At 71.1% G+C, this 25,645-nt stretch carries 24 protein-coding genes and 1 pseudogene; 11 read left to right on the top strand and 14 right to left on the bottom strand.

Annotated elements, in window-relative coordinates:
• Position 1 precedes the first annotated feature (1 nt).
• Complete coding sequence (locus RPX00_RS36495) at positions 2–571, bottom strand: TetR/AcrR family transcriptional regulator (protein WP_406632273.1); 570 nt, start codon at positions 569–571, stop codon at positions 2–4.
• A 155-nt stretch (positions 572–726) separates the two neighbouring features.
• Here RPX00_RS36495 and RPX00_RS36490 point away from each other — a divergent pair, with 155 nt between their 5' ends.
• Complete coding sequence (locus RPX00_RS36490) at positions 727–2,070, top strand: MFS transporter (RefSeq protein WP_406632271.1); 1,344 nt, start codon at positions 727–729, stop codon at positions 2,068–2,070.
• A gap of 60 nt (positions 2,071–2,130) precedes the next feature.
• On the opposite strand, the gene RPX00_RS36485 is transcribed toward RPX00_RS36490, so the two are convergent.
• From RPX00_RS36485 to RPX00_RS36475, 3 genes are all read right to left on the bottom strand, one after another.
• Positions 2,131–3,459 (bottom strand): SPFH domain-containing protein, encoded by a 1,329-nt coding sequence (locus tag RPX00_RS36485; protein ID WP_406643217.1) that lies wholly within the window; start codon positions 3,457–3,459, stop codon positions 2,131–2,133.
• Between the two features lie 116 nt (positions 3,460–3,575).
• Positions 3,576–4,010, bottom strand: coding sequence for an NfeD family protein (locus tag RPX00_RS36480; protein ID WP_406632269.1), 435 nt, complete (start codon positions 4,008–4,010; stop codon positions 3,576–3,578).
• Between the two features lie 92 nt (positions 4,011–4,102).
• Complete coding sequence (locus RPX00_RS36475; protein ID WP_406632267.1) at positions 4,103–4,918, bottom strand: DUF3097 domain-containing protein; 816 nt, start codon at positions 4,916–4,918, stop codon at positions 4,103–4,105.
• Between the two features lie 158 nt (positions 4,919–5,076).
• Between RPX00_RS36475 and RPX00_RS36470 the strand changes: the two genes are divergently transcribed.
• Complete coding sequence (locus RPX00_RS36470) at positions 5,077–6,069, top strand: aldo/keto reductase (protein ID WP_406632265.1); 993 nt, start codon at positions 5,077–5,079, stop codon at positions 6,067–6,069.
• A gap of 17 nt (positions 6,070–6,086) precedes the next feature.
• Here RPX00_RS36470 and RPX00_RS36465 read toward each other — a convergent pair whose 3' ends face one another.
• Genes RPX00_RS36465 through RPX00_RS36455 form a run of 3 tightly spaced genes read right to left on the bottom strand, consistent with a single transcriptional unit; the run spans position 6,087 to position 8,370 of the window.
• The gene (locus RPX00_RS36465; RefSeq protein WP_406632263.1) at positions 6,087–6,965 is read right to left on the bottom strand and encodes a phosphotransferase; all 879 of its coding nucleotides are present in this window, start codon (positions 6,963–6,965) and stop codon (positions 6,087–6,089) included.
• An 11-nt stretch (positions 6,966–6,976) separates the two neighbouring features.
• A complete protein-coding gene (locus tag RPX00_RS36460; protein WP_406632261.1) occupies positions 6,977–7,786 on the bottom strand; it encodes an SCO1664 family protein in 810 nt (269 codons plus the stop codon).
• 8 nt (positions 7,787–7,794) lie between these two features.
• The gene (locus tag RPX00_RS36455) at positions 7,795–8,370 is read right to left on the bottom strand and encodes a DUF3090 domain-containing protein (RefSeq protein ID WP_406632259.1); all 576 of its coding nucleotides are present in this window, start codon (positions 8,368–8,370) and stop codon (positions 7,795–7,797) included.
• A 130-nt stretch (positions 8,371–8,500) separates the two neighbouring features.
• On the opposite strand from RPX00_RS36455, the gene RPX00_RS36450 reads away from it, so the two are divergent.
• The 5 genes from RPX00_RS36450 to RPX00_RS36430 are packed head-to-tail and all read left to right on the top strand — an operon-like array spanning position 8,501 to position 12,640.
• Positions 8,501–10,432 carry a prolyl oligopeptidase family serine peptidase gene (locus RPX00_RS36450; protein ID WP_406632257.1) on the top strand — a complete coding sequence of 644 codons (1,932 nt, stop codon included), beginning with the start codon at positions 8,501–8,503 and terminating at the stop codon, positions 10,430–10,432.
• Positions 10,429–11,328 carry an LD-carboxypeptidase gene (locus RPX00_RS36445; RefSeq protein WP_406632256.1) on the top strand — a complete coding sequence of 300 codons (900 nt, stop codon included), beginning with the start codon at positions 10,429–10,431 and terminating at the stop codon, positions 11,326–11,328. Before RPX00_RS36450 ends, RPX00_RS36445 begins: the two co-directional genes overlap by 4 nt.
• A 2-nt stretch (positions 11,329–11,330) precedes the next feature.
• Positions 11,331–11,738, top strand: coding sequence for a TIGR03668 family PPOX class F420-dependent oxidoreductase (locus RPX00_RS36440; RefSeq protein ID WP_406632254.1), 408 nt, complete (start codon positions 11,331–11,333; stop codon positions 11,736–11,738).
• Between the two features lie 46 nt (positions 11,739–11,784).
• Positions 11,785–12,447 (top strand): hypothetical protein, encoded by a 663-nt coding sequence (locus RPX00_RS36435; protein WP_406632252.1) that lies wholly within the window; start codon positions 11,785–11,787, stop codon positions 12,445–12,447.
• Between the two features lie 4 nt (positions 12,448–12,451).
• The gene (locus tag RPX00_RS36430; protein ID WP_406632250.1) at positions 12,452–12,640 is read left to right on the top strand and encodes a hypothetical protein; all 189 of its coding nucleotides are present in this window, start codon (positions 12,452–12,454) and stop codon (positions 12,638–12,640) included.
• A 1-nt stretch (position 12,641) separates the two neighbouring features.
• Here RPX00_RS36430 and RPX00_RS36425 read toward each other — a convergent pair whose 3' ends face one another.
• Positions 12,642–13,121, bottom strand: coding sequence for a nuclear transport factor 2 family protein (locus RPX00_RS36425; protein ID WP_406632248.1), 480 nt, complete (start codon positions 13,119–13,121; stop codon positions 12,642–12,644).
• Between the two features lie 83 nt (positions 13,122–13,204).
• Between RPX00_RS36425 and RPX00_RS36420 the strand changes: the two genes are divergently transcribed.
• The 4 genes from RPX00_RS36420 to RPX00_RS36405 all read left to right on the top strand — a co-directional run bounded on the left by RPX00_RS36420 (position 13,205) and on the right by RPX00_RS36405 (position 17,191).
• Positions 13,205–14,758 carry a hypothetical protein gene (locus RPX00_RS36420; RefSeq protein ID WP_406632247.1) on the top strand — a complete coding sequence of 518 codons (1,554 nt, stop codon included), beginning with the start codon at positions 13,205–13,207 and terminating at the stop codon, positions 14,756–14,758.
• Between the two features lie 59 nt (positions 14,759–14,817).
• The gene (locus RPX00_RS36415; protein ID WP_406632245.1) at positions 14,818–15,669 is read left to right on the top strand and encodes a helix-turn-helix transcriptional regulator; all 852 of its coding nucleotides are present in this window, start codon (positions 14,818–14,820) and stop codon (positions 15,667–15,669) included.
• Positions 15,666–16,271: a short chain dehydrogenase gene (locus RPX00_RS36410; protein ID WP_406632243.1), complete on the top strand. Its 606-nt coding sequence runs from the start codon at positions 15,666–15,668 to the stop codon at positions 16,269–16,271. The genes RPX00_RS36415 and RPX00_RS36410 overlap by 4 nt, the downstream gene beginning before the upstream one ends.
• Before the next feature lie 110 nt (positions 16,272–16,381).
• Positions 16,382–17,191 carry a hypothetical protein gene (locus RPX00_RS36405; protein WP_406632241.1) on the top strand — a complete coding sequence of 270 codons (810 nt, stop codon included), beginning with the start codon at positions 16,382–16,384 and terminating at the stop codon, positions 17,189–17,191.
• 61 nt (positions 17,192–17,252) lie between these two features.
• Here the strand turns inward: RPX00_RS36405 and RPX00_RS36400 are convergent, their stop codons facing one another.
• The 6 genes and pseudogenes from RPX00_RS36400 to RPX00_RS36375 form a co-directional block, all read right to left on the bottom strand.
• Positions 17,253–18,446 carry a cytochrome P450 gene (locus RPX00_RS36400; RefSeq protein WP_406632239.1) on the bottom strand — a complete coding sequence of 398 codons (1,194 nt, stop codon included), beginning with the start codon at positions 18,444–18,446 and terminating at the stop codon, positions 17,253–17,255.
• Between the two features lie 114 nt (positions 18,447–18,560).
• On the bottom strand, positions 18,561–20,108 hold the full coding sequence (gene mptB / locus RPX00_RS36395; protein ID WP_406632237.1) for a polyprenol phosphomannose-dependent alpha 1,6 mannosyltransferase MptB: 1,548 nt from the start codon (positions 20,106–20,108) through the stop codon (positions 18,561–18,563).
• Positions 20,109–20,189: 81 nt separating this feature from the next.
• Positions 20,190–21,842 carry a nickel ABC transporter ATP-binding protein NikE gene (nikE, locus tag RPX00_RS36390; protein WP_406632236.1) on the bottom strand — a complete coding sequence of 551 codons (1,653 nt, stop codon included), beginning with the start codon at positions 21,840–21,842 and terminating at the stop codon, positions 20,190–20,192.
• Positions 21,839–22,759: an ABC transporter permease gene (locus tag RPX00_RS36385; RefSeq protein WP_406632234.1), complete on the bottom strand. Its 921-nt coding sequence runs from the start codon at positions 22,757–22,759 to the stop codon at positions 21,839–21,841. The genes nikE and RPX00_RS36385 overlap by 4 nt, the downstream gene beginning before the upstream one ends.
• Complete coding sequence (locus RPX00_RS36380) at positions 22,756–23,784, bottom strand: ABC transporter permease (protein WP_406632232.1); 1,029 nt, start codon at positions 23,782–23,784, stop codon at positions 22,756–22,758. Before RPX00_RS36380 ends, RPX00_RS36385 begins: the two co-directional genes overlap by 4 nt.
• Positions 23,785–23,790: 6 nt before the next feature.
• Positions 23,791–25,632 (bottom strand): annotated as a pseudogene (locus RPX00_RS36375) (ABC transporter substrate-binding protein).
• Positions 25,633–25,645 lie beyond the last annotated feature (13 nt).

Genomic DNA, 25,645 nt, shown 5'->3' with positions numbered 1-25,645 from the left:
CTCAGGCGCGGAGGCCGTCGAACAGGATCGCGATGGTGCGGTCGCGCAGTTCACGGTCGGCGCCGACGTGCTCCGCCGCCTTCGCGGTGCCGATGATCACCGGGATCAGCTCCGTGGTGGTGACGTCGCGCCGCACCGCGCCGCTGTCCTGCGCGCGCCGCAGCAGCACGCCGAGGGATTCGCGCAGCCGCTCCCCGATCTCCGATCCCGTGCTGGGCACGCACACGCCCGCGGCGCTCAGCGCTTCGAAGTAGGCGTTTTTGGCGCTGGACATCTCGACCCAGCTGGTGAGGAAAGTGAAGAACGCGGCTCCGGCGTCGGGGGCGTTCTGCGCGACGACCGCGTCCGCCTCGTCAACGAACCGGTGCAGCCGCGCGTAGAGCACGGCCTCCAGCAGCGCTTCTTTCGTGGGGAAGTGCCGGAACACGGTGCCGATGCCGACTCCGGCCTCGCGCGCGACCTCCTCGGTCGGCGCTCCGGTGCCCTTCGCCGCGAACACCGTCTCGGCGGCTTCGAGCACCTTGGCGCGGTTTCGCCGCGCGTCCGCGCGCAGCGGTTTGTCCTCGGTCACGGCTGTGATGGTAGTCGCGCGGTCCCCCGGATCCGGGTCCGGGCGGTGTGCCGGAAGGGCGGAAACAACCCGTCCGGAGCAGAGGGCGGGAATCGTCAAACCATCGCGGGTCATCCACACTATAGTGTGACGACCGTCACGAGAGGTGCACGACCATGACGCTAGGCGACAACGAGGTCACCCAGTCAGTCCAAGCTTCCTCCGGCGCCCGCCGGGTGCAGGTACGCCGGGCAGCCCTGGCCGGATCGATCGGAACCACCATCGAGTGGTACGACTTCTTTCTCTACAACACGGCCGCGGCGCTGGTTTTTCCCCATCTGTTCTTCCCCGCCTCGTCCTCCTATGCCGGGGTGATGCAGTCGTTCGCCACCTACGCGGTCGGGTTCGCGGCCCGTCCGGTCGGCGCGGCGATCTTCGGCCATTGGGGTGACCGGCTGGGCCGCAAGGCGACGCTCATCGTGACGCTGCTGCTGATGGGGCTGTCCTCGGCGATCGTCGGCCTGCTGCCGGGCGCGGCGACGATCGGCATCGCGGCCCCGCTGATCCTCGTGCTGCTGCGGCTGGTGCAGGGCATCGCGATCGGCGGCGAGTGGAGCGGGTCGGTGCTGCTGGCGATGGAATGGGGCAACCAGCGGCGGCGCGGGCTGCTGGCGAGTTTCGCGCAGGTCGGCGTCCCGGTCGGGCTCGTGCTCGGCACCGGCGGGATGACGCTGCTGTCCGCGACGCTGTCGCCGGAGGCGTTCTCGTCGTGGGGCTGGCGGATCCCGTTCCTGCTGAGCCTGGTGCTGGTCGCGATCGGGCTGGTGATCCGGTTGCGGATCCTGGAGACGCCGATGTTCGCCGCCGCGGTCGCCGCGAAGCGCACCTCGAAGGCTCCGGTGAAGGACGTGGTCCGGCACCACTGGCGGGAAATCCTGCTGTCGGCCGGTTTGCGGTTCAGCGAGCAGATGCCGTTCTACCTGTTCACCAGCTACGTGCTCGTGTATGTGGTGCAGCGGCCGGAGTTCAGCAAGACGTTCGTGCTCAACGCGGTGCTGGTGGGCGCGGCCGCGGAACTGCTGCTGATCCCGCTGTTCTCCCAGTTCTCCGACCGGATCGGGCGGAAACAGGTGTATCTGACCGGCGCGGTGCTGACCGGGGTGATCGCGTTCCCGTACTTCACGGTGCTGACCCACAGCGGGCACGCGATGATCTTCCTCGCGATCATCGTGTCGCTGGTCGCGCACTCGATGCAGTACGGCCCGCAGGCGGCGCTGATCGGCGAGAGCTTCCCGACGCATTTGCGGTACGGCGGCGCGGGATTGGGATACCAGCTGGCTTCGGTGTTCGCGGGCGGTCCGGCTCCGCTGCTGGCGACCTGGCTGCTGCACACCACCGGGACGCCGTATTCGATCTCGATCTACATCGTGGCCTCGGTGGTGGTGACCGTGTTGTGCGTGATCGCGCTGCCGGACCGGTCTAAGGCCGACATCGACGACGTCCGCGTCTACGCCCGCTGATCGCACAAAAAGGGGGCTGCCGCACCGATTTCCGGTGCGGCAGCCCCCTTCCCGAAGTGATCAGCGCTGCGGCGGGGGTCCGCCCTGCGGTCCGCCGAACGGGCCCTGCTGCGGGAACGGCCCGCTGCCCGGTCCCTGCTGCGGTCCGCCGAACTGCTGCGGCGGCGGGCCCTGGTACGGGCCGCCCGGCGGCGTGGCCGGGGGCTGCGGCTGCGGGAGCTGCTGGGCGGGCGGCGGCGTGGTGGGCTGCGGCCGCTCCGGCGGCGGGGGCGGCTCCTCTTCCCGAGCGGGCGCGGGGGCCTCGGGCTTGGCCTGCGGGGTTCCGCCGATCGCGCGGCGTTCCGCCGACGCGCCCAGCGGTCCGTCGACCTCCTTGCGCGCCACGGCTTCCGCCGCCGCGACGGCTTCGGCGACCTTCGGGTCGCTGCTCGTGTCGAACCAGCCGGCGACCTCGTCGTCGTCGAGGTCCGGGCGGGCCGGAGTGTCGTCCTTCGGCGGCTCGTAGCGGAACACGCCGTCGTCGCCGGGGGCGCCGAGCGCGCGGGCGAAGCCTTCGAGGGCCTTGCCGTAGTCGCTCGGGATCATCCAGACCTTGTTCGCGTCGCCCTGCGCCATCTGCGGCAGGGTCTGCAGGTACTGGTAGGCAAGGACTTCCGGCGTCGGGCGGCCGGCCTTGATCGCCGCGAACACCTTCTCGATCGCCTTCGCCTGGCCCTGTGCCTGCAGGTAGCGGGCGGCTCGTTCACCCTGTGCGCGCAGGATCCGCGACTGCCGTTCCGCCTCGGCGGCGAGGATCGCGGCCTGCTTCTGGCCTTCCGCGGCGAGGATCTGGCTCTGCTTCTGGCCTTCGGCCGTCTTGATCGACGATTCCCGCTGGCCTTCGGCGGTGAGGATCATCGCGCGCTTCTCCCGGTCGGCGCGCATCTGCTTCTCCATCGAGTCCTGGATGGAGGCGGGCGGCTCGATCGCCTTCAGCTCGACGCGGGCGACGCGGATGCCCCAGCGGCCGGTGGCCTCGTCGAGGACGCCGCGCAGCTGGGTGTTGATCGAATCGCGGGAGGTCAGCGTCTCTTCCAGGCTCATGCCGCCGACCACGTTGCGGAGCGTGGTGGTGGTGAGCTGCTCGACGCCGATGATGTAGTTCGAGATCTCGTAGACCGCCGCGCGCGAGTCGGTGACCTGGAAGTACACGACGGTGTCGATGTTCACCGTCAGGTTGTCCTCGGTGATCACCGGCTGCGGCGGGAACGAGACGACCTGCTCGCGCAGGTCGATCCGCGCGCGCACCTTGTCCAGGAACGGGACGAGGAAGGTCAGGCCGGGCGAAGCGACCGTGCGGAACCGGCCGAGCCGCTCGATCACCGCCGACTGGGCCTGTGGCACCACCATGATCGCCTTGACCACTGTGATGATGACGAACAGGGCCAGCAGCGCGACCACGACGATCGCTATTGTCGACAAGAGCGTTTCCCCTTACCTAGTACCGTTTTTCCTCGGACGGCGCCTCACGAGACGATGTCGACCACGGCCGTGGCGCCGGAGATCTCGACGACCGTGACGCTGGTTCCCGGAGCGATCGGCGGCTGCGATTCGTGCACGGCGCGCGCCGACCACACCTCGCCGCCGATTTTCACCTGGCCGGCATCGTAGTCCACAGTGGACACCACGACGGCCCTGGCTCCGACGAGCGCGTCGATGCCGGTGGGGATGGCAGACCCGGCGAGAAAGCGGCGCTTGAGCGTCGGGCGGACCAGCGCGAGGAGGCCGACCGAGCTGACCGCGAACACGGCGACGTCGATGTAGATGTTGCCGGTCAGCGCTTCCGAGCCCGCGCCGAGCAGCGCCCCGATCCCGAGCATGATCAGCACGAAGTCGCCGGAGATCACCTCCGCGATCATCAGGACGATGCCGATGATCAGCCAGATCAGAGCCGCTGCCATGCCCTCATGCTCTCAGATCGCGTCGGTTCGCACCGGGCAAGCTAACCGACGTGACCGACGCGTGACCTTGGATTTTCCCGACATAACGGACACTACGGAGTGTCATCGCCCGGATCGGTCACGAAGTCGATGAGCCGTTCGACCGCGCCGATCAGCGGCGTTTCGAGGTCGCGGAAGCTGCGCACCCCGGCGAGCACGCGCTGCCACCCCTCGTACGGCTCGCCCCAGCCGAGCGCGTCGCAGATGCCGGCCTTCCATTCGGTGCCGCGCGGGATCTCCGGCCAGGCGCGGATGCCGACCGAGGCCGGTTTCACCGCCTGCCAGACGTCGATGTACGGGTGGCCGGTGACGAGCACCTGCTCGTCGCGGATCTGGCCGACCAGCCGGGATTCCTTGCTGCCCGGCACGAGGTGGTCGACGAGGACGCCGAGCCTGCGGCCGGGTCCGGTGCCGAATTCGGCGATCCGGTCGGCCAGCACGTCGACGCCGTCGAGCGGTTCCACGACGACGCCCTCGACGCGCAGGTCGTGTCCCCAGACGCGTTCGACCAGTTCGGCGTCGTGCTTGCCCTCGACCCAGATCCGGGAGTCGCGCGCGACCCGCGCCTGCAGGCCCTGCACGCGGACCGAGCCGGACGCCGACACCTGCCGCGCGGGGGCGGCGGTCTTCTTGACCGGCACGAGCGTGACCGGTTTGCCTTCCAGCAGGAACGCGGCGGGCGCGAGCGGGAACACGCGGTGGCGGCCCTTGGCGTCCTCGAGGACGACGTTGCCGTATTCGATCTTCACCACCGCGCCGCAGTAGCCGCTGGCCGGGTCTTCGACCACGAGCCCGGGTTCGGCGGGGACCTCCGGCACCTTCCGCTTGCGCGGGCCGGACAGCACGTCGTCATAGGAACGGGAGCGCACGGTCGGGCACGCTATCGCCCGGGGCGGGGGCCGTCCCGCCGCCACGCCGGGGCCGGTCCTGCGGCTTGACGTGGAGCGCGCTCCAGCTCCTAGCGTCGGCGGCGTTCACCCGTTGTCGAGCAACCGCCCGGTCCGCCGGGCAGGAGGAGCATCCGCGCATGATCACCCGAACCACGCTCGGCTCGCCCGGTCTTTCCGTCAGTGCGATGGGCCTGGGGTGCATGGGAATGAGCGAGAGCTACGGCGCCGCCGACTGGGACGGCGGCCTGGCCACCATCGACCGGGCACTTGAGCTGGGCGTCACGTTCCTGGACACCGCGGACGCCTACGGCTCCGGGCACAACGAGGTGCTGGTGGGCCGGGCTGTCCATGGCCGCCGGGAGCAGGTGCAGGTGGCCACGAAGTTCGGCATCGACCGCAGCGCCGGCGACCGGGCCCGTCGCATCCGCGGCGCCCGGGACTACGTGCTGCGCTCCTGCGACGCCTCGCTGCTGCGGCTGGGCGTCGACGTGATCGACCTGTACTACGCCCACCGCCCGCCCCAGGACGTGGAGATCGAGGAAACCGTGGGGGCGATGGCCGAGCTGGTCGAGGCGGGCAAGGTCCGTCATCTCGGCCTATCCGAGGTCGACGGCGGGCTGCTGCGCCGGGCGCACGCGGTGCACCCGATCGCCGCGGTGCAGAGCGAGTACTCGCTGTGGACCCGCGACGTCGAGGCGGTCGTCCCGGTGATGGCCGAGCTGGGGGTCGGGCTGGTGCCGTACTCGCCGCTGGGACGGGGGTTCCTGACCGGCGCACTGGACCGCTCCGCGTTGGGCGAGAAGGACTTCCGGCGCACCAACCCCCGTTTCGCCGGCGAGGCGGGCGACGCCAACGAGAAGATCGCGCAGACCGTGCGCGAGGTGGCCGATCGGCTGGGCGCTGCCCCGGCGCAGGTGGCGCTGGCCTGGGTGTACGCGCAGGCCGAGCGGCTCGGGGTGGCGGTGGCGGCCATTCCGGGTACCCGCAGCCCGGCCCGGCTGGAGCAGAACGCCGCCGCGCTGGACCTCGTGCTCGACGCCGAGGCGCTTGCCGCGCTGGACCCGCTGAGCGACCAGGTGACGGGCGAGCGCTACACCTCCGCGCACACCGCGGAGGTCGCCCGAGGCTAGCCGCGCGACTGCCCGGCTCAGCTCGCCATCCGCAGGACCGCGTCGGTGAACGGAGTCGGGCCGCCGCGGCGGAGCGGGCCCATCGCCACCAGCGGGGCCAGCGCGACGCACCACGCGCGTACCCGGTCGCCGTCGAGGTGCGGCAGCTGGGCGATCCCGTCGTCCAGCGCGCCGCCGTCGGCCAGCGGCAGTACCGCCCAGTCGACCGCGTCGAAGGCCGGGTCGCCGACGCATGGGCGCGGGTCGATCGCGACGGCTCCGCGCTCGGGCCCGGCGTCGAGGACGTTGCCGGGGTGCAGGTCGCCGTGCACGAGGGCGATCGGGCCGCTGGCGGCGAGTTTCTCCGACCGCGCGAGGCCGGTGCGCAGCGTTTCCAGCGGCAGGTGCGCTTCGGCCGGGGACCCGGCGAGCCGTTGCTCGGCGAGGCCGAACATGAAGCGGACGCGTTCGAGCTGGGTCGGGAACGGGCCGGCGGCGGGGACGCCGTGGACGTCGGCGAGGAGTTCGCCGATCTGGTCCCACGGGACGTCGGCGCCGAGTCCGGTGAGCGTGGTGCCGGGTTCGAGTCCTTCGAGCAGCACCGCGCCGTGGTCGAGGTCGGCGTCGAGGATCTGCACGACCCGCGACAGTCCGGCCCACGAGCCGAGCGCGGTCGCCTCGGCGGTGGCGATGGCGCGGTCCGGGCAGAGTTTGAGCACTTTCAGCCGGTTTTCGCCGTCGCGGCACAGCAGGGTGCGGCCGGTGTTGCCGGAGCGGGCCTCGGCGACGGTGAGGCCCCATCGGCCGCAGAGCCGGTCGACGAGGGCGGGCAGCGCGTCGCACCAGGCTTCGGCGGCCGGGCCGAACCGGTCGACGAGGCGGGCGCGGGCGGCGGTGTCCATCAGGGCGGTGTCCATCGAGTCCGCCATCAGAACAGCGGCCAGGGGATCGCGCGCCAGTCGTCGCCGGGCTCGGGGAACACCGCCTCGGCGAGCAGATAGTCGGTGCGCTGCGAAAGCGCCCGGATCTCGAAAGCGGTGAGGTGTTCGCCGAGTTCCGCGCCGAGCCGGCCGTCGAGGTCCGCGCGGAGTTTCCGGAGTTTCTCGACGGCGTCGGCGGGCAGGTCTTCCCCGATCCAGCCCCACAGCACGGTGCGCAGTTTCGGGTCGGTGTGCAGGCAGATGCCGTGGTCGACGCCGTAGACGTGGCCGTCGGTGCCGGCGAGCAGGTGCCCGCCCTTGCGGTCGGTGTTGTTGACGACGATGTCGAGGACCGCGAGTTCGCGCAGGTCCGGATGGTCGGCGTGGACCAGGACCGCCGGTTCGCCGAGCCGGTCGTGCGCGTGCAGCACGGTGCGCCAGCCTTCGGGGACCTCCTCCGGCGCGCAGACGTCGACGACTTCGGCGTCCTCGTCGGTTTCGACCCACAGCTGCACCATGCCGGGCCCGAACGGGCCGTCGCGCAGCACGGTGGGCGGGATCGCGCCGAGTCCGCAGGCGTCGGAGATCATCGCGGTGGCGACCTCGCGGCCGGCGAGGGTGCCGTCCGGGAAGTCCCACAGCGGCCGCTCCCCCGACACCGGCTTGTACACGACGCGGCCGGTGACGCCGTCGAGTTCGATGGCGCAGAACAGCGTCACGTTGGACGCGTCGACCAGCCTGCCCTCGACGTCGATGCGGCCGCGGGAGACGAAATCGCGGGCGGCCGGGTCGGCCGGCCCTGGCGCGGTGCTCGCCACGGGCGCCCTCAGTCCTCGGTCACGTCGATGTCGCGCCGGTACCCGTTCTGCCGGGGGCAGATGTGCCCGGCCGGGTCGAGCGGTTCGCCGCACAGCGGGCACGGCTTGCGGCCGGCGTTGACGACGCGGTCGGCGCGTTCGGCGAAGGCGCGGGCGGCGACCGGGGTGAGGAACACGCGGACCGCGTCCGGGCCCTCCTCGGTGTCGTCGAGCACGACGGTCTCGTCGATTTCGCCCTCGGTGATCGCGAGCAGTTCCACGACGACCGCGCCGGAGTCGGCGTCCCAGCCGAGCCCCATCGTGCCGACCCGGAACTCCTCCTCGACGGGCACCGCGAGCGGGTCCACGTCGACCTGGTCGTCGGGGGCCTCGGCGGGCACGTCGGCCCCGAACCGGCTGGCGACCTCCTCCAGGAGCGAGCCGAGCCGCTCGGCGAGGACGACGACCTGCTGTTTTTCGATCGTGACGCTGATCGTCCGCACGTCCTCCGTCGCCTGGAGGTAGAAGGTGCGGTCGCCGGGCTCGCCGACCGTGCCGGCCACGAACCGGTCGGGCTTGCGGAAGACGTGGATTACGCGTGACATAGCGTCTTCGACCCTAGGCCACGGACGCATGATCGGCATCCGCCGCCCCGGGTTCAGGGGAGTTCGCGCGCGATTCCTGCGCGGTGCGTGCGGATCCGGACACGCAGCGGATCCTCGTTACGCTTTCCGGGTGCCTCGCATCTCTCCTCATGGAACCTGGACCTCTCCCGTCACAGCGGCCGACGCCGCGGCCGCCGGCGGCGGCGCGCAATGGCTCGCCGCGGTCGACGGCGCGCTCTGGTGGGCGGAGGCGCGGCCTGCCGAAGGCGGCCGCGTCGCGCTCGTGCGCGCGCTGCCCGGCGGCGGCTCCGAAGACGTGCTGCCCGCGCCGTGGAACGTCCGGAACCGGGTGCACGAGTACGGCGGGCGGCCGTGGCTCGCAGTCGGCGGCGTCGTGGTGTTCACGCATTGGGCCGATCAGCGGGTGTACGCGCTGAAGGACGGCGAAGTCTCCGCGCTGACCCCGGAACCGGCCACGCCGCAGGGCGTCCGCTACGGCGACCTGCGGCCCGGCCGCGAGGGCGAGGTGTGGGCGGTCCGGGAGCGCAGCACCGGGCCGCGGCGCACGGACATCTCGCGCGAGCTGGTCGCGATCCCGCTGGACGGTTCGGCCGAACGGGTGCTCGTCGAAGGGCACCGGTTCTTCACCGCGCCGCAGCTGTCGCCGGACGGCGCGCACGCCGCGTGGATCGCGTGGGACCACCCGGCGATGCCGTGGGACGGGACCGAGCTGTTCGTCGCGCCGGTGGCGGCCGACGGTTCGTTCGGGGACGCGCGGGTGCTGGCGGGCGGGCCGGAGGTCGCGGTGTGCCAGGTGGCGTGGGAGACGCCGGATCGGCTGCTCGTGCTCGCCGATCCGGACGGCTGGTGGAATCTGCACCGGGTCGGGCTCGACGGGTCGGCGGTGAATCTCGCGCCGGTGGAGCGCGAGCTGGGCGGGCCGATGTGGAAGCTCGGCACCAGCTGGTTCGCTCCGCTGGGCGGCGGGAAGCACGCCGTCCTCGACTCGGGCAAGCTGGCGATTCTCGACGAGAGCGACGGTTCGGTGACGCGCGTCGACACCGAGCTGACCGTGTGGTCGGCGAGCGGACTGGTCGCGACGGCGGACGGGATCGCCGGGATCGCGTGCGGGCCGCGGCACGAGAGCGCGGTCGTGGTGCTCGACCCGGACACCGGGAAGTGGCGCGAACTCACGCCGCAGCCGGCTTCGCTGCCGCCCGCGGAGTATCTGCCGGTGCCGCAGGAGCGGGTGTTCACCGGGGCGGACGGGGCGGAGATCCCGGCGTACGTGTTCCCGCCGACGAACCCGGACTTCGTTGCGCCGGAAGGCGAACTGCCGCCGTACGTGGTCCACGTGCACGGCGGGCCGACCGGGCACAGCGACGAATCGCTCGACCTGGACTTCGCGTACTTCACCAGCCGCGGCATCGGCGTCGTCGCGGTGAACTACGGCGGCTCCACCGGCTACGGGCGGGCGTTCCGGGAGCGGCTGCGGGAGCAGTGGGGCGTGGTGGACGTCCGCGACTGCGCGGCGGTCGCGGAGGCGCTTGTCGCGGAAGGGACCGCCGACCGCGCGCGGCTGGGCATCCGGGGCGGCAGCGCGGGCGGGTTCACCTCGGCGGCGTCGATCACGATGACCCGCACGTACGCGGCGGCGACGGTGAAGTTCCCGATCCTCGACTTCGCCGGCTGGACCGGCGAGGGCGGCGAAACGCACGATTTCGAGTCGCAGTACCTGGTCAGCATGGTCGGCCCGTATCCGGAGGCGGCCGATCGGTACCGGGAGCGCTCGCCGATGACGCACGTGGGCTCGCTGGCCGGGCCGGTGCTGTTCCTGCAGGGCCTGGAGGACGAGATCTGCCCGCCGGACCAGGCGGACCGGTTCGTCGCCGGGATCGACGGCAGCGGGATCCCGCACGCGTACCTGCGGTTCGAGGGCGAGCAGCACGGGTTCCGGAAGGCGGAGACGATCGTCGCCGCGCTGGAGGCGGAGCTTTCCTTCTACGGCCAGGTGTTCGGCTTCGAGACGCCGGACGTGCCGCGGCTGGAGCTGCGCCGGTGAGGCCCGCCAGACTTTCCGCCGGGGACACCGTGGCGCTCGTCGCGCCGTCCGGTCCGGTGCCGCAGGACCTGCTGGACGCCGCGCTGCCGGTGCTGCGCGGCTGGGGCGTGAAGGTGCGGGTCGGCGCCGGGGTGCGGGCTCCGGGGCAGTCGTATCTGTCCGCGCCGGACAAGGCGCGGGCGGCGGAGTTCGCCGAAGCGTGGCTGGATCCGGAGGTCCGGTGCGTGCTCGCGGCGCGCGGCGGCTACGGCACGCAGCGGATGATCGACCTGGTGGACTGGACCGCGCTGAAAGCCGCCGGGCCGAAGGTGCTGGCCGGGTCGAGCGACGTGACCGCGCTGCACCGGGCCGTGCACACGCATCTGGACCTCGCCACGCTGCTTTCGCCGATGCCCGCGAGCGTGCTGTTCGACGAACCGGCGTCGGAACACTTGCGGCGGACGTTGTTCGAGCCGGACCACACGCGGGTGCTGCGGGCGCGGGAGCCGGACGTGCTCGTGCCCGGCCGGGCGCTGGGCGTGCTGGTGGGCGGGAACCTGACGCTGCTCGCGTCCGGTGTCGGCACCGCCGAACAGGGTTCCGCGCGGGGCGGGGTCGTGCTGCTGGAGGACGTGACCGAGAGCCCGTACCGGATCGACCGGATGGTGACGCAGCTGCTGCGGTCGGGCTGGTTCGACGGTGTGCGCGGGATCGTGCTGGGCTCGTGGGCCGCGTGCGGCGACCAGGCGGAGATCCGCGAGCTGATGGCGGAACGGTTGTCGCCGCTGGGGGTTCCGGTGCTGAGCGGGTTCGGCTTCGGGCACGTGCCCGGGTCGCCGACGCTGCCGCTCGGGGTGTCCGCCTCGCTCGACACCGAACTGGGCACGCTGACCCTCGACTCCCCCGCGCTGGACTGACCGTGCGACTGTCCACTGTGGAGACCCGGGCGCGGTTCGCGGCCGCGCGGGTGGCCCGGCTCGCCACGGCGGACGGTCGCGGGGTCCCGCATCTGGTGCCGGTGACGTTCGCGGTGCGCGGCGACACGGTCGTCTTCGCGGTCGACCACAAGCCGAAGAGCACGACGTCGTTGCGGCGGCTGGCGAACATCGCGGAGAACCCGGCGGTGTCGTTCCTGGCCGACGAATACGACGAGGACTGGTCGCGGCTGTGGTGGGCCCGTGCGGACGGGACGGCGCGGGTGGCCGAGGAGCGGGACCCGTACGCCGGGTGGCTGGCGGAGAAGTACCCGCAGTACGCGGAGCGGCCGCCGGAGCACGCGGTGGTGGTGACGGAGGTCCGGGTGTGGCGGGGCTGGGCGGGGTCGTAACGGCGGGCCGGGCGGCGGCGATCTTCCTCGCGTGCGGAGGGGGATCATGCGCAAAGTCGTCATCGCCGCCGGGCTCGTCCTGTTTCTTTCCGGCTGCGCCGCACCCGCCGACACGCCCGCCGCGCCGGTTGCGTCGAGCCCGGTGCCGTCGTCGGCGCCAGCTTCGTCCTCTGCGGTGCCGGTCCCGAAAGATCTCACGAAGTACCTGCCGAACGAAGCACAGCTGTCCGCGGTCGGGGTCCGCAGCCAGCGGGAGCCGCTGCCGTACGTGGTCGGCGCCACCACTCCCCTGCGCATCCTGCGGGTGTGCGGCGCGGACCAGCCGTGGGATTCCGCCGCGAAGAACGGGGCGCAGGCGGGTTCGGTGACGGACACGGTGCAGATCCGGGAGCTGCTCGCCGAGTACCAGGGGTATTCCGGCGAGCAGGTGGTTTCCGGCCTCGGCAAGGCGCTGGACTGCGGAACCGCGGTGGTGGAAGACGAGGAACTCGCGGTGAAAACGCGGTTTTCGGTCCCGGGCGGCGACCCGCAGCTCGGGTTCTGCGGTCAGTTCCGGGGGACCCGGATCGCCGCTTGCGCGCTGGTGCTCGCGCACGGCAACCGCGTCCTCGCACTCACGGCCGCGGGCTGGCGCGCGACCTGGATGGAACAGCAAGCCGAGCTGAAACGCCTCGCCCCCGCCTTCGCCGCCGTATTCGACCAGGATTGAGGCCATGGCGAAACGACGCTACGTCGCCAGGGGCGTGCCCGGCGGTTACCAGATCTGGGACAACCGCGCCCGCCGGTGGTGGGGCGAGGCATACCAGCTCTGTCCGGACGATCTGGTCGCCGCGCTCAATCGCGGCGCGGACCACGCGACGGTGACCGCGTTGATCAACCGGTACCGGGCCCTCAAACGGTGACTCAGCGGGTCTGCGCGAGGTCTCCGAAGTAGCCGGTCCGCCACAGGATCCTGGTGCGGACTTCGGTGATGCGCCAGCCGTTCCCGGTCTGCCGCAGCTCCGCGGTGACGACGCCGCCGGCGGTGAACGCGCGGTCTTCCATGCGCACGGTGACCGGCCGGTCCTTCCACAGGTGGATGGCGACGAGGTTCGCGCGCACGACGGCCGTGGTTCCGTTGACGTCGACGTCGTGGCCGGTGAGCAGGTGCTGGCTCGCTTCGAAGCGAGCGAAGCTGCGGGCGTGGCTCTCGGCGATGTTCGCCGGTCCGGCGGTTTCCCCGCCGTTGGTGCGCACGATCCTCCCGTCCGGTGCGAAGATCCGCTGGAACCGCGGTGCGTCGAACTGCTGCTCGTCGACCGCGCGGTAGTAGCTGTTGAACGTGCGGACGATCCGGGCTGTGGCGAGCAAGGCGTCGAGTTCGTGCTGATCCGTATCCCGCATCGGCTTCTCCCCTCGGGCTGTCTTCGTTCATCGTCCCGCGTCCGGGCGGCGTGGCATCATGCTGTGGATCGGGGGGAGGCGTCTTGGGATGTGCGATCGCGGTGGTGATCGTCGTGGTGCTGTTCGCCGCGGCCGTCAACCGGGACGTCGATTCCGCGTTGACCGGCGGGTTGAACCTGGCGATCTGGATCGCGCTGATCGGCGGCGTGCTCTGGCTCGCCTCGAAGGCCAACGAGAAGAACAAGGCGAAGATCGCGGCGGACAAGAACGCCGCGAAGGACAAGAAGCGTGCTGAACGGTCGTCCCGGGCGTATGGCTGGCAGCGGCAGACGAGGGAGGCGAAGCTCCCGTCGCCGCGGCATCCGGGGCCGGTTCAGCTGTCGTTGAGCGGCTCGGTGCGGGAGGCGGTGTCCGACGCGGACCGGGCGCGGCGCACGATCCGGGAGGTGCTCGCCGCGCTCACGACCGGCGTCGCCGACGAGGCGCGGGCGCACGCGGAGGTGTTCCGGCCGCCGGTCGAGCGGCTGTGCGAAGCGGGGCGTTTCCTTCAGGAGGAGGAAGACCACGGCCGCTACAACGTCTGGTGGGGTCCGGAGCGCAAAGGCACCCGCCCGACGCGCGAGGCGGTCGGCCAGATCAAGGACCTGCTCCTGTGGGCTTCCGCTCGGCGGCTTCTGTTCTCCGGCATCCATCCGGACGCGGAGCGCCTGCTGGATCCGGTCGCCGGTCCGCTGGCGGAGCGGTTCCGGGAACTGCTGAGCACCCGCTACGGGCGGGCCGACGACGGGGCCGGGATCGCGGTGCTCCCGCCCGGAGAGTGGGAGGCGTTCCTCGGCGACCTGCACCGCGCGCTCGCCGAGGTCGCGGACGGGCTGGCCGCGCTCCCCCGGCCCAAGCTGCTGCCGCTCATGCACCGGCCGAAGGAGGCCAGGTTCAAGGAGCACGTGTCGGGCGAGGCGATGGAGCAGGATCTGCGGGATTTCCTCGCCGAGACCGCGAAGCTGAAGGAGGCGGCGCTCACCGGGGAGTGGCCGTCGCGGTTCGGTCCGGAGTGGCGGCTGGACGGCGGGGTGCTCGACGGGTTCGTGACCGAGGAGATCCGCCGCCGGCTGGCCAGGGGAACCGAGGGGTTCGAGTTCGCGGCCCGGTGGAGCACCGACCGGCTCGACGCCGGAAGCTTCGCCCGCGGCTATCTGGCGTACGTGACGATCGCGCTCGACTATCTGACGGAGGTGCTCGGCAACATGGCCGACTACAAACGGGATTCCGCGCCGCAGTCCGGCCACCGCATCGAAATCGGCGGCGACGTGACGCACAGCAACTTCATCCTCAACAGCACCGTCCGGGACATCACGACGGTGCTGGCTCCGGTCGCCGGCCGGGACGACCGGCTCGCCGAGGCGATCGAGGCGCTCTCCGCGGCGGTCCGGGACGATCCCGAGCTGCCGGACGGCGAGCGCGAGGAATTGCTGTACCACGTCAAGGACATCGCCGAGGCCGCCGCCGAGCCCGGCGAGAAACAGAAGCGCGGACGCGCGAAACTGGCGCTGAGCGCGGTGACCGAAGCGGCCAAGGGCGGCGCGCAGCTCGCGCAAGCCGTCACCGCCTGGCACGACGTGCTGAGCAAGATGTTCTGACGCCGGGGTATCCCGGTCTGGGGCAGGCGACCGGCTGCGGCGCGCGCCAGGATGGCCTGGTGAGCAACGGAAGCAACGAACTCGGCGGTTTTCTGCGCAGCCGCCGCGCGCGGGTGACGCCGGAGGCGGCGGGGATCGCGCCGGGCGGGACCCGGCGCGCGGTTCCCGGGCTGCGCCGGGAGGAACTGGCCGAGCTGGCCGGGGTCAGCGCCAGCTACTACACCCGGCTCGAACAGGGGGCCAGCGGCAGCGCCTCGGACTCGGTGATCGACGCGCTGGCGACGGCGTTGCGGCTGGATCCGGCCGAGCACGAGCACCTGCGGAACCTGGCCGCGCCCCGGCGGCCCGCTCGGCCGCGGTCCCGGCGGACGAAACTCCGGCCGGCGGTGCGGGATCTGCTCGCGGCGCTGTCGATGCCCGCGGTGGTGGTCGATCACCGGGCCGACGTGCTGGCCTGGAACCGGCTCGGGCACGCGCTGCTGGCCGGGCACGTCGCGTTCGGCGCGCCGGACGAGCGGGTCCGGCCGAACATCGCGCGGATGCTGTTCCTGGACCCGCATCATCGCGCGCTGTACCGGGATTGGGCGGACAAGGCGTCGGTGACGGTCGCGGCGCTGCATCAGGCGGCCGCGCGGCATCGGGACGATCCGGTGCTGGAACGGCTCGTCGGCCGGCTGTCGGTGGAGAGCCCGGAGTTCGCACGCATGTGGGCGAAGCGGCCGGTGCGGACCTGTTCGTACTACGTGCGCGAACTCGACCATCCAGTGGTCGGATCTCTGACTCTGGCGAACGAGACAGTGACGCTGCCCGACGACGATCAGCAGCTCGGGTTGTTCTACGCGCTTCCCGGCACCTCGGATGCCGACGCGCTCGCTTTGCTGGCCCAGACCGCCCGGGAGGGACTGCGGTGAGGATTGTCGTTGTCGGCGGAGCCGGGACCATCGGACGGCGGCTGGTGCCGGAGCTGCGTTCGCGCGGGCACGCGGTCGTCGTGGCCGGGCGGGCTTCGGGCGAGGTGCGCGTCGATCTGGCCGAGCCGGAGACGATCGCGGCGATGTATCGCGAGGTCGGGGCGGTCGACGGGGTGGTGAGCATCGCCGCGCACGGTGCGCTGGACGAGTTCTCGACGCTGACGTCGGCGCGGCTGCACGAGAACCTGCGGGCCAAGTTCTACGGGCAGGCCGAGCTGGTTCTTCAGGGACAGCACCACGCCGCGGACGGTGCGTCGTTCACGCTGACGTCCGGGATTTTCGCCGACGAGGCGTGGCCGCACGTCACCGGCGGCGGGGTGATCAGCGGGGCGCTGCACAGTTTCGTGCTGTCGGCGGCGATCGAACTGCCGCGCGGGATGCGGGTGAACGCGGTCAGCCCGACGCTGGTCGGCGATTCCGCGGCCGAGTTCGGCGAGCATTTCCCGGGGATGCGCCCGGTGCGGATGGACGAATTGGTGCGGCACTACCTGAATTGCGTCGAAAGCGACATCACCGGAACAGTCGTGCGCGCTTACGGCTAGGGCTTGACCGGGTTCGGAAAGACTCTTACCTTTGACCTCCCAGACATCGGATGTACTGCGCCGCCGGCCGATGTGCCTTTTTCGTTCCTGTTCGGAAAGGACACGCTGTTATGCCGGATTCCCTTGAGTTCCCGCGCCGGACGGCGCTGCGCACGATGGCCGGTGCGGCGCTCGCCCTCCCGGCGCTGGCGGGTCCGCTGGCCGGTTTCGCTTCGGCGGCGAGCCCGTTGTGGCATCCCGATCCGGTGAAGGACGGGCTGAAGGCGTTCGAGGGCGTCGAGGCCGATCGCGGCGGGCTGCACCCGGATCGGAAGTACGTGGTGGTCGAGGGGAATCACTACCGGTTCAACATCTGGCGCGACGACCGGGACACCACCGGCGGCGGTGACCGGCAGCGGACCGAGACGAAAGGCATGGTGCAGAACGGTTCCGCGCTGAAGATGCGCGACGGCGAGACGTGGACGCTGTCCTACGAGATGTTCATTCCGGCGAGCCTGCACGGGACGAGCAAGTTCACGCACATCTTCCAGACCAAGACCCCGGCGACGAACGACGGCCCGTGGGTGACGCTGGATCTCGTGCGGGACGGCGGCACGGAGATGATTTCCGCGCGCGCGTACGCGAATCCGGGTTCGCCGTCGATCGCGGCGGCGAAGCTGGCTCCGTTGCGGGACAAGTGGATCACGATCGAGTGGACGCTCACCCCGGGCGACGCGGGCGCGGCGGCGTGCGTGATCCGCGGCGGTACCGGTCCGGGTGCGCCGGTGGCGGCGCAGGGCCGCAAGACCGGGGTGAAGCTGCCGGACGAGGGCGACTACGTGCGGCCGAAGTGGGGCATCTATCGCTCGGTGGAGAGCGCGTCGTCGGATGTGCTCGACACGTACCTGCTGTTCCGGAATTACCGGGCGGACCGCAGGTAGCGGCCGTGAGCGTCGGTGCCGGTCAGGGCGGCCGCACGCCCTGACCGGCACCGGGCAGCGGTCACCAGCTGACCGGCATCCGGCGCGGGCCGCGCACCGGTGTGCTGACCTTCCACTCGATGTCCCCGGCGATCCGCAGGCCCGGCAGCTTGCTCAGCAGCGCGCGCAGGCCTTCCTGCAGTTCGACCCTGGCGAGGTTCGCGCCGAGGCAGTGGTGCACGCCGTGCCCGAAACCCAGTTGCGGGTTCCCCTTGCGGTCGAAGCGCAGCACGTCGGGATTCTCGAACTGCCGGGGGTCCCGGTTGGCCGAGGCGAAGTCGGTCACCACGGGCTCCCCCGCGCGCACCAGCGAACCGCCCACCTCGACGTCCTCGGTCGCGTAGCGAGGAAAGCCCTCCCAGTGGCTCAGCGGGATGTACCGCAGGAGTTCCTCGGCCGCGGCCGGCATCAGGCTGGGGTCGGCCCGCAGTTCGGCCAGCCGCTCGGGGTGTTCGAGGAGGACGAAGACGGAGCTGGCGATCAGGGACGCGGAGGTTTCGTGGCCGGCCACGAGAAGCCCGTCGCACAGGTCGATCAGCTCCGCCTCGGAGAGCCGGTCGTGCTCGTTGCGGGCCTGGACCAGCGCGGTCATCAGGTCGTCGGCGGGCTCCGCGCGCCGGGCGGCGACGAGCCCGCTCATGTACTCCTGGAGTTCGGCTTCGTTGGCCTCGTACTCCTCGGCGGTGGCCCCGCTGGTGGACAGGATCCCGTCGCTCCAGACCCGGAACTTCGGCCAGTCGGCCATGGGCACGCCGAGCAGTTCGCAGATCACCGACACCGGCAGCGGCAACGAGAAGTTCTCCACGAGGTCCGCCGGCCCGCCGCCGGCCGCCATCGCGTCCACGAGGTCCTCGGCCAGCTGCCTGACCCGTCCGCGCAACTGCTGCACCCTGTTCTGGGTGAAGGCTTTGGCCACCAGTTTGCGCAGCCGGCTGTGTTCCGGCGGGTCCATCATGACGATCCCGCCGTCCAGCTTGTGCGGCGTCATCCTCGGCACGTCGGCTTCGGCGGCCATGGCCCGGCTGAACCGCCGGTCGGCGAACACCATGCGGACGTCGTCGTAGCGAGTGGCCAGCCACGCCGGTTCGCCGTAAGGCAGTTTGATCCGGATCATCCCGGGCGCGTCGCGCGCCTCCGCGTAGGCCGGGTCGAGGGCGACTCCCTCCGCCGAGCCGAAGGGATAGCTGATGGGTTCGCTCTGTACACGACTGGTCATTCTTCGTGTGTATCGAGTCCTTCGGGACGAGTGCACCCCTAACCGGCTGAGCAGGCTACGCCCCTATGCACACCGGGCACGGTTGGCAGCGCACAGCAGGTGTGCTGCCAACGCTCACGACTCCGGCAGGAACTCCTCGTCCTTGGGCTTCTTCCGCCATGCCGCGACGAGCCCGAGCGGGTCGGGGCGCAGCAGCGAGGCGGCGGCGTAGAGGCTGACCACGACGACGATCGCGATGAACCACCAGTCGTAGAGGGCCTGCTCCCCCGTCGGGTAGTACACGAGGGTCACGAACACCGAGATCGCGACGATCGCCGAGAGGTTCCGGCGTTCCCAGGGGAAGGCGGAGATCAGCACGAAGCCCCAGGTGAGGTACCACGGCAGGGTGGGCGGCATGAGGATCGCGACGGCCAGCAGGGTGATCGCGGCGCGGTAGACGGCTTCCTTGCCGCCGCCGCGGGCGAGCCACCACTGGCGGATGCCGAACACGACGAGGCCGACCATCGCGATGGCGCGGGCGACGGTGACGAACGGCGAGGGCTGGACGGGCGCGATGATGTGGACGAGGTTGTAGACGGCCTCGCCGATGCCGCTGGGGAAGTTCAGCCAGTTGGTGATGAGCTGCGGGGCTTTGAGGCCGGACCACCAGCCGAGGTTGAGCGAGCCGAGCGAGACCCAGGTGCCGACGACGAACACCGGCAGGAACAGCCCGACCGACGCGGCTCCGGCCTTGAAGAAGTTCTTCGTCTTCGACGGGCCCGCCATGTCCGCGGCCCACATCCAGACCATGAACGGCAGCGCGACGGCGGCGGTCGGCTTGATCAGCATGCCGATGGTGACCAGCACGACCGCGATGACGTGCTTGCGTTCGAGTGCGGCGAGGATCCCGATGGTGAGGAAGCCGAGCATCATCAGGTCGTTGTGCGGGCCGCCGAAGAGGTGGATGACCATCATCGGGCTGGCGACCGCGACCCACAGCGCGACCGGGAGCTTGCCGCCGAGGTGCTTGACGAGCCGGGGCAGCGCCCACAGGGTCATGCCGAGGCCGACGAGGAGCACGAGCCGGGTGAGGATGACGCCGGCGATCATGTGGTCCTGGGTGATCGCGACGATGCCCTTGGAGATCAGCAGGAACAGCGGCCCGTACGGGGCGGGCGTGGTCTGCCACAGCGGGTGCACGTTCTGCACGACGTTCGGCAGCACGGGCAGTTCGGCGGGGCCGTTGGCGTACGGGTCGAGCCCGTAGAGCAGCTGCGCGCCCTGGCCGAGGTAGGAGAAGACGTCGCGGGTGAACAGCGGCGGCGACACGAGCAGCGGCGCCATCCAGCACAGCGCGGCGATGAGGATCGGCTTGCTGCCGATGCGGCCGGCGAGCGCGTAGCGGCCGAGCCGGACCCAGGCCCACACGACGAGCGCGAAGCCGGTGTAGAGCAGCGCGTTGGCCAGCGCCCGGCCGTGGCCGTAGCGGACCCAGGACAGGGGGCCGTGGCCGATGACGGGGTCGCGGATGAGGATGCCGCCGGCGCCGAGCGCGGCGAGCATGAGGAGGGCGCTTCCGACGGTGCCCATGGCGATCGTGCGGTACGGGAAGCGCGCGGGCGTCAGGAACTTCCGGTCGAGAGTGCCGGAGTTCGGCTGCGCGTCGTCGATAGTAGTGGCCATTTCGATCCAGGAGATTACCGGGTGCAGTCGGCTGGGCCCGCACGGGCTCTCGGGCGTGCGCCGCCCGGGGCGCCCCCGCGGTCAGCGGCCGGCCGCGGTCCGCTGCGCGGTGCCCCCGGGGAGCGCCGCGAGCAGCGACTTCGTGTACTCGTGCTGCGGGTCGAGCAGGACCTGTTCGACGGTACCGGTCTCGACGAGTTCGCCGCGGTACATCACCGCGACCCGGTCGGCGATGTTCCAGGCGAGGCCGAGGTCGTGGGTGATGACCAGCGCGGAAAGGCCCAGACGGCGGCGCAGCCGGAGCAGCAGCGCGAGGATTTCGCCGCGCACGGACGCGTCGAGGGAGGCCACTGGTTCGTCGGCGAGCAGCAGCGACGGTTCGAGGGCGAGCGCTCCGGCGATGACGACGCGCTGGCGCTGGCCGCCGGACAGTTCGTGCGGGAGCCGGTCGAGGAATTTCTCCGGCGGCCGCAGTTCGGCGGATTCGAGGGCTTTGAGCACGATGTCGCGTTCGTCCGGCAGGCCGTGGATCCGCGGTCCTTCGGCGACCGCTTCGTACACCGTGTGGGCCGGGTTGAGCGCGCTCGTCGGGTCCTGGAGGACGAGCTGGACTTCCCTCCGGTACGCGCGCAGCCCGGCTCCGCCGCGGGGCACCGGCTTGCCCGCGTAGCGCACCGTGCCGGAGTCGGGTTTCTGCAGGCCGAGGAGGGTGCGGGCGAGGGTGGTCTTGCCGGAGCCGGACTGGCCGACCAGCGCGACGATCTCGTCCCGCCGGACCTCGAGGTTGACCCCGTTGACGGCGTGGATCCGCTTGCCTTTGCGGTCACGGAACGTGACGTACAGGTCTTCGGCGGCGAGCAGCGGCGCTTCGTCCGCGCCGGCGCGTTCCTCCGGTTCCGGCGGCAGCGGCGTCGCGGTGGCCGGGGCGAAGCGGGACGCCGGGTCGCCGACGGTCGGGAACGCCGCGGCGAGCGCCTTGCTGTGTTCGTGCTGCGGCGCGGACATCAGTTCGGCGCTGGGCCGTTCTTCGACGAGTTCGCCGTCGTACATCACCGCGATGCGTTCGCAGGTGGCGGCGAGCACGGACAGGTCGTGGCTGATCATGATGAGCCCGATGCCGCGTTCGGCGACCAGTTTCGACAGCACGGACAGGACCTGGGCCTGCACGATGACGTCGAGCGCGGTGGTCGGTTCGTCGGCGATGACCAGGCGCGGTTCGCAGGCCAGCGCCATCGCGATCATCACGCGCTGTTTCTGGCCGCCGGACAGTTCGTGCGGGTACGCGCCGGCCCGCGAGCGCGGGAGGTCGACCTGTTCGAGCAGTTCGGTGACGCGTGCCTGGACCTGTGCCTCGGACGGGGTTTTGCCTTCGGGTGCGTGCAGCCGGATCGGTTCGGCGATCTGCTCGCCGATGCGGCGGACGGGGTTGAGCGCGTGCATCGCGCCCTGGAACACCACCGACGCCTCGGCCCAGCGGACCGCGCGCAGCCGTCCCCAGCGCATGTCGCCGACGTTCTCTCCGTCGAGCAGGATTTCGCCGGTGATCTTCGCGCTGCGCGGCAGGAGCCGGAGCACGCTCATCGCGACGGTGGACTTGCCGGAGCCGGACTCCCCCGCGACGCCGAGCGTGCCGCCCGCGTCGAGGCGGAGGTCGACGCCGCGGACCGCGGGGACGTCGCCGCCGCCGGTGCGGTAGGTGACGCCGAGGTTTTTCAGTTCGAGCAGCGCGGTCACGAGTGCCGTCCTTTGAGCCGCGGGTTGAGCACGGTTTCGAGGCCGCGGCCGACGAGGGTGAACATCAGCACGACGAGCACGATCGCGACGCCCGGCGGGAGCAGGTTCCACCACGCGCCGCGGGTGACCGCGCCGTTGTTGAGCGCCGTTTCCAGCATCGCGCCCCAGGAGATCGCGGTCGGGTCGCCGACGCCGAGGAACGAGAGGGTCGCGTCGGCGATCACCGCGTTGCCGACGACGAGGGTGGTGTTGGCGAGCACGAGCGGCGCGACGCCGGGCAGCACGTGCTTGGCGATCACGTGCAGGTGGCCGCCGCCGAGCGCGCGGGCGCGTTCGATGTAAGGGCGGCTTTCGATGGTGAGCGTCTGGGCGCGGACGAGGCGGGCGGTGCTCGGCCAGGCGGTGACGCCGATGGCGAGCACGATCGTCCAGATCCCGCGCGGCAGCACCGCCGAGAGCGCGATGGCCAGCACGAGCGACGGCAGCACCAGGAAGAAGTCGGTGAACCGCAGCAGGACCGCCGACACCCAGCCGCCGAAGTGCGCGGCGGTGATGCCGATGAGGGTGCCGATGAACACGCTGAGCACGGTGGCGCAGAATCCGACGAGCAGCGAGATCCTGGTGCCCCACAACGTCATCAGCAGCACCGAGCGGCCGTCGATGTCGGTGCCGAGCCAGAATTCGCCGTCCGGCGGGCTGAGCGGGGTGCCGGTGACGCGGGTGACGTCGAGGCCGCTCGGGTCGCTGATCACCGGCAGCAGCAGAGCGAGCAGCACGGTGAGCGCGAGCAGGACGAGCCCGGCGAGCGCGGCTTTCTGCGTGGCGAACTCGTGCCAGGTGCGGGCGATGCCGGCGCGGCGGCGGCGCCAGGCGATCGCGCGGGCGCTTTCGGCGGCGGTGGCCGCGGGGGTTGTCATGCGGTACGCACCCTCGGGTCGAGCACGCGGTAGAGCAGCTCCGCGAACAGGTTCATCAGGACGACGGCGCTGGCGAGGACGATGAAAACCCCTTGCAGCACCGGCAGGTCCGGGCCGTGCAGCGCGTCGTAGGTGAGCTGGCCGAGGCCGGGCCAGCTGAACACGGCTTCGACGGTGACCGCACCGGCGACGACCATGCCGAACTGCATGAAGACCAGCGTCACGGTCGGCAGAAGCGCGTTCGGGACCGCGTGCCGCCGCCGGACGAGGTCGTCGCGGAGGCCTTTCGCGCGGGCGGTGGTGAGGTAGTCGGCGTTCATCTCGCCGAGCAGGGACGAGCGCATCACCAGCATGTACTGCGCGTAGAACACCGCGAGCAGCGTGAGGCACGGCAGGATCAGGTGGTGCAGCACGTCGAGGCCCTGGGCGAAAAACCCGGGCCCGGCGTCGGGCGAGTGCATGCCGCGGCTGGGGAACAGGCCGTTGGTGGCGACGAGCAGCAGCAGGCCGAGCCAGAACTGCGGGACCGACCACAGGGTGAGCGCGATCCCGGTCTGCGTGCGGTCGAAGAGGCTGTCGCGCTTCCACGCCGCGCGGATGCCCAGCCACAGCCCGAGCGCGACGGCGAGGATGGTCGCGCTGCCGACGAGCAGCACGGTCGGCCAGAGGCGTTCGCCGATCATGTCCAGCACCGGGCGGCGTTCGATGTAGGACTCGCCGAAGTCGCCTTGGAACAGGCCGGCGAAGTAGTTCCCGAACTGCGCGAGGATGGGCTTGTCGATGCCGAGCCGGTCGCGCAGTTCGGCGATCTGGCCCGGGTCGGTCGGCCGTTCGCGGGCCATGAACGCGACCGGGTCGCCGGGCAGCAGCCGGAACAGGAAGAACCCGAGGACGATCACCAGGAACACGCTGGCGGCCGCCTCGGCGACCTTCGTCAGGACGAACCGGAGGGTGCCGGTCCCGCCTCGGTGCTCGTCGGGGTCGGCGAGCACCGAGGCCTGGTCCGGCGCTAAAGCTTGGCTCACGTTCTCCTACTCCCGGTCGTCGGCGGACTTGCCGCGGCGGGACAGCGCGACGCCGCCGCCCACGAGCACGACGAGGACCACCGCGCCGACGACGATCCACACGGTCGTGCCGGAGCCGCTGTCGGACGAGGCCGCCGACGCGTCGGCCGGGACCGCGCCGTAGACGCCCCAGTACGCGGTCTGCTCGAGGATCGAGCCCTCGGGCTGGGGCTGCTTGCCGAAGGAGGAGAACTTGTCGGAGCGGTAGGCCTCGAGCACATTGTCGTAGTCGTAGACGACGTTCACGGCCTGGCTGTAGAGCCGCGCCTGCGCCTGCTTGACGTAGCCGGCGCGGGCGCCGAGGTCGGTTTCGGCGAGCTGCTTGGCGTAGAGCGCGTCGTACTGCGGGTCGCAGAAGAACGTGTCGGTGGTGGCGCCCTTGCCCTCGGCGTTCGGCCGCGCGGCGCAGGTGTGCAGGGCCAGCGAGTAGTCCGGGTCGGGGTTGTTGGCGTAGCCGGAGATCGCGAGGTCGTAGTTGCCGGCGTTGGTGCGGTCGTTCAGCTCGTCGTCGGAGACGAGTTCCTGTTTGACCGAGATGCCGATGTCGTGCAGCCAGCCGGTGATGTACTGGGCGAGCCGCTGGTCGGGCGCGCGGTTCGCGTGCCCGGTGAGGCGCAGTTCGAGGCGCGCGCCGCCGGGCGCGGTGCGGACGCCGTCGCGGCCCTTCGGGTAGCCGGCCGCGTCGAGCGCGGCGTTCGCGGCGGCGAGGTCGAACTTGCGCGCCTCCCCGGCGCCGGATCCCAGTGGTAGGCGGAGTAGATCGGCGGGATCACGCCGCCGCCGGGCTGCGCGTAGCCGCCGGCGACTTTGTCCACAATGGTCTTCACGTCGATGGACTGGGCGATCGCCTGGCGCACCCGGATGTCCTTGAGCACCGGGTTGCCGTTGCCGATCGGCTTGTTCTCGGAGTTCTGGACGCCGAAGTTGAGGTTGAGCGCGTTGTAGCGGCGGCCGGGGGCCTTGTTCAGCGCGATGTCCGGCTGGTCCTTGAGCGCGTCGAACTGGGTCGGGGTGAGCCGGTTGATCACGTCGACCTCGCCCTGTTTGAGGGCGTTGACCGCGGCTTCGACGTCCTTGAACACCAGCAGCTGCAGCTCGTCGACCTTGGGCGCGCCGCGCCAGTAGTCCTTGTTGGCCTTGAACTTGACGTATTCGTTCTGTTTGTAGTCGGTGATCCGGAACGGGCCGTCGTTCACGCCGACGACCGGGACGGTGTCGGTCTTCGGGTCGCTGAGGTCCTTGATCGGGGCCCACACGTGCTCGGGCACGATCGGGACGTCGAGCAGTTCCATGGACGACTGGACGGTCTTGGTCTTGATCACCAGCGTGGTGTCGTCCGGGGCGGCGACCGACTGGAAGCTCGCGACGTAGTTGCCGTTCGCGGTGCGCGCGGTGGCGTCGGTGAGCATCCGGTTGAAGGTGAACGCGGCGTCCTTCGCGGTGACCGGCTGCCCGTCGGACCACTTCGCGCCCTTGCGGATCTTGAAGGTCCAGGTCAGCTTGTCCGGCGAGGTGCTCCACGATTCGGCGAGCGCGGGCGCGGGCTCGGCCTTGTCCTGCGACGGGATCGTCAGGAACTCGTAGGCGAACCGGCCGACCTGGGTCGACGCGGCGAGCCCGGCGGTGAACGGGTTCAAATGGTCGATACCAGTGGTCAGCGCGACGCGCAGGACCTTCGGCTGGGCCTGCTGTTGCGCAGTCGCGGTGCCCGCCAACGGCAGAATCGCCAGCGTTCCTGCCATCAGGACACCGAAAACGCGGCGCAACCCGCGCTGTGTGTGCTTGATCCGCACTTCAGAACCACCCCATCGTCAATCCCCGA

Origin of the sequence: Amycolatopsis sp. WGS_07 (genome assembly GCF_045278895.1) — a bacterium.
Taxonomy (GTDB): Bacteria; Actinomycetota; Actinomycetes; order Mycobacteriales; family Pseudonocardiaceae; genus Amycolatopsis.
This window is presented reverse-complemented; position numbering and strand designations above follow the sequence as displayed.

Bases quoted from the DNA above. Each gene is read 5' to 3' on its own strand.
- mptB (WP_406632237.1), bottom strand. From the start codon at position 20,108: ATGGCCACTACTATCGACGACGCGCAGCCGAACTCCGGCACTCTCGAC.
- RPX00_RS36490 (WP_406632271.1), top strand. From the start codon at position 727: ATGACGCTAGGCGACAACGAGGTCACCCAGTCAGTCCAAGCTTCCTCC.
- RPX00_RS36430 (WP_406632250.1), top strand. From the start codon at position 12,452: ATGGCGAAACGACGCTACGTCGCCAGGGGCGTGCCCGGCGGTTACCAG.
- RPX00_RS36425 (WP_406632248.1), bottom strand. From the start codon at position 13,121: ATGCGGGATACGGATCAGCACGAACTCGACGCCTTGCTCGCCACAGCC.
- RPX00_RS36470 (WP_406632265.1), top strand. From the start codon at position 5,077: ATGATCACCCGAACCACGCTCGGCTCGCCCGGTCTTTCCGTCAGTGCG.
- RPX00_RS36480 (WP_406632269.1), bottom strand. From the start codon at position 4,010: ATGGCAGCGGCTCTGATCTGGCTGATCATCGGCATCGTCCTGATGATC.
- RPX00_RS36485 (WP_406643217.1), bottom strand. From the start codon at position 3,459: ATGGTGGTGCCACAGGCCCAGTCGGCGGTGATCGAGCGGCTCGGCCGG.
- RPX00_RS36435 (WP_406632252.1), top strand. From the start codon at position 11,785: ATGCGCAAAGTCGTCATCGCCGCCGGGCTCGTCCTGTTTCTTTCCGGC.
- RPX00_RS36385 (WP_406632234.1), bottom strand. From the start codon at position 22,759: ATGACAACCCCCGCGGCCACCGCCGCCGAAAGCGCCCGCGCGATCGCC.
- RPX00_RS36405 (WP_406632241.1), top strand. From the start codon at position 16,382: ATGCCGGATTCCCTTGAGTTCCCGCGCCGGACGGCGCTGCGCACGATG.
- RPX00_RS36400 (WP_406632239.1), bottom strand. From the start codon at position 18,446: ATGACCAGTCGTGTACAGAGCGAACCCATCAGCTATCCCTTCGGCTCG.
- RPX00_RS36455 (WP_406632259.1), bottom strand. From the start codon at position 8,370: ATGTCACGCGTAATCCACGTCTTCCGCAAGCCCGACCGGTTCGTGGCC.
- RPX00_RS36465 (WP_406632263.1), bottom strand. From the start codon at position 6,965: ATGGACACCGCCCTGATGGACACCGCCGCCCGCGCCCGCCTCGTCGAC.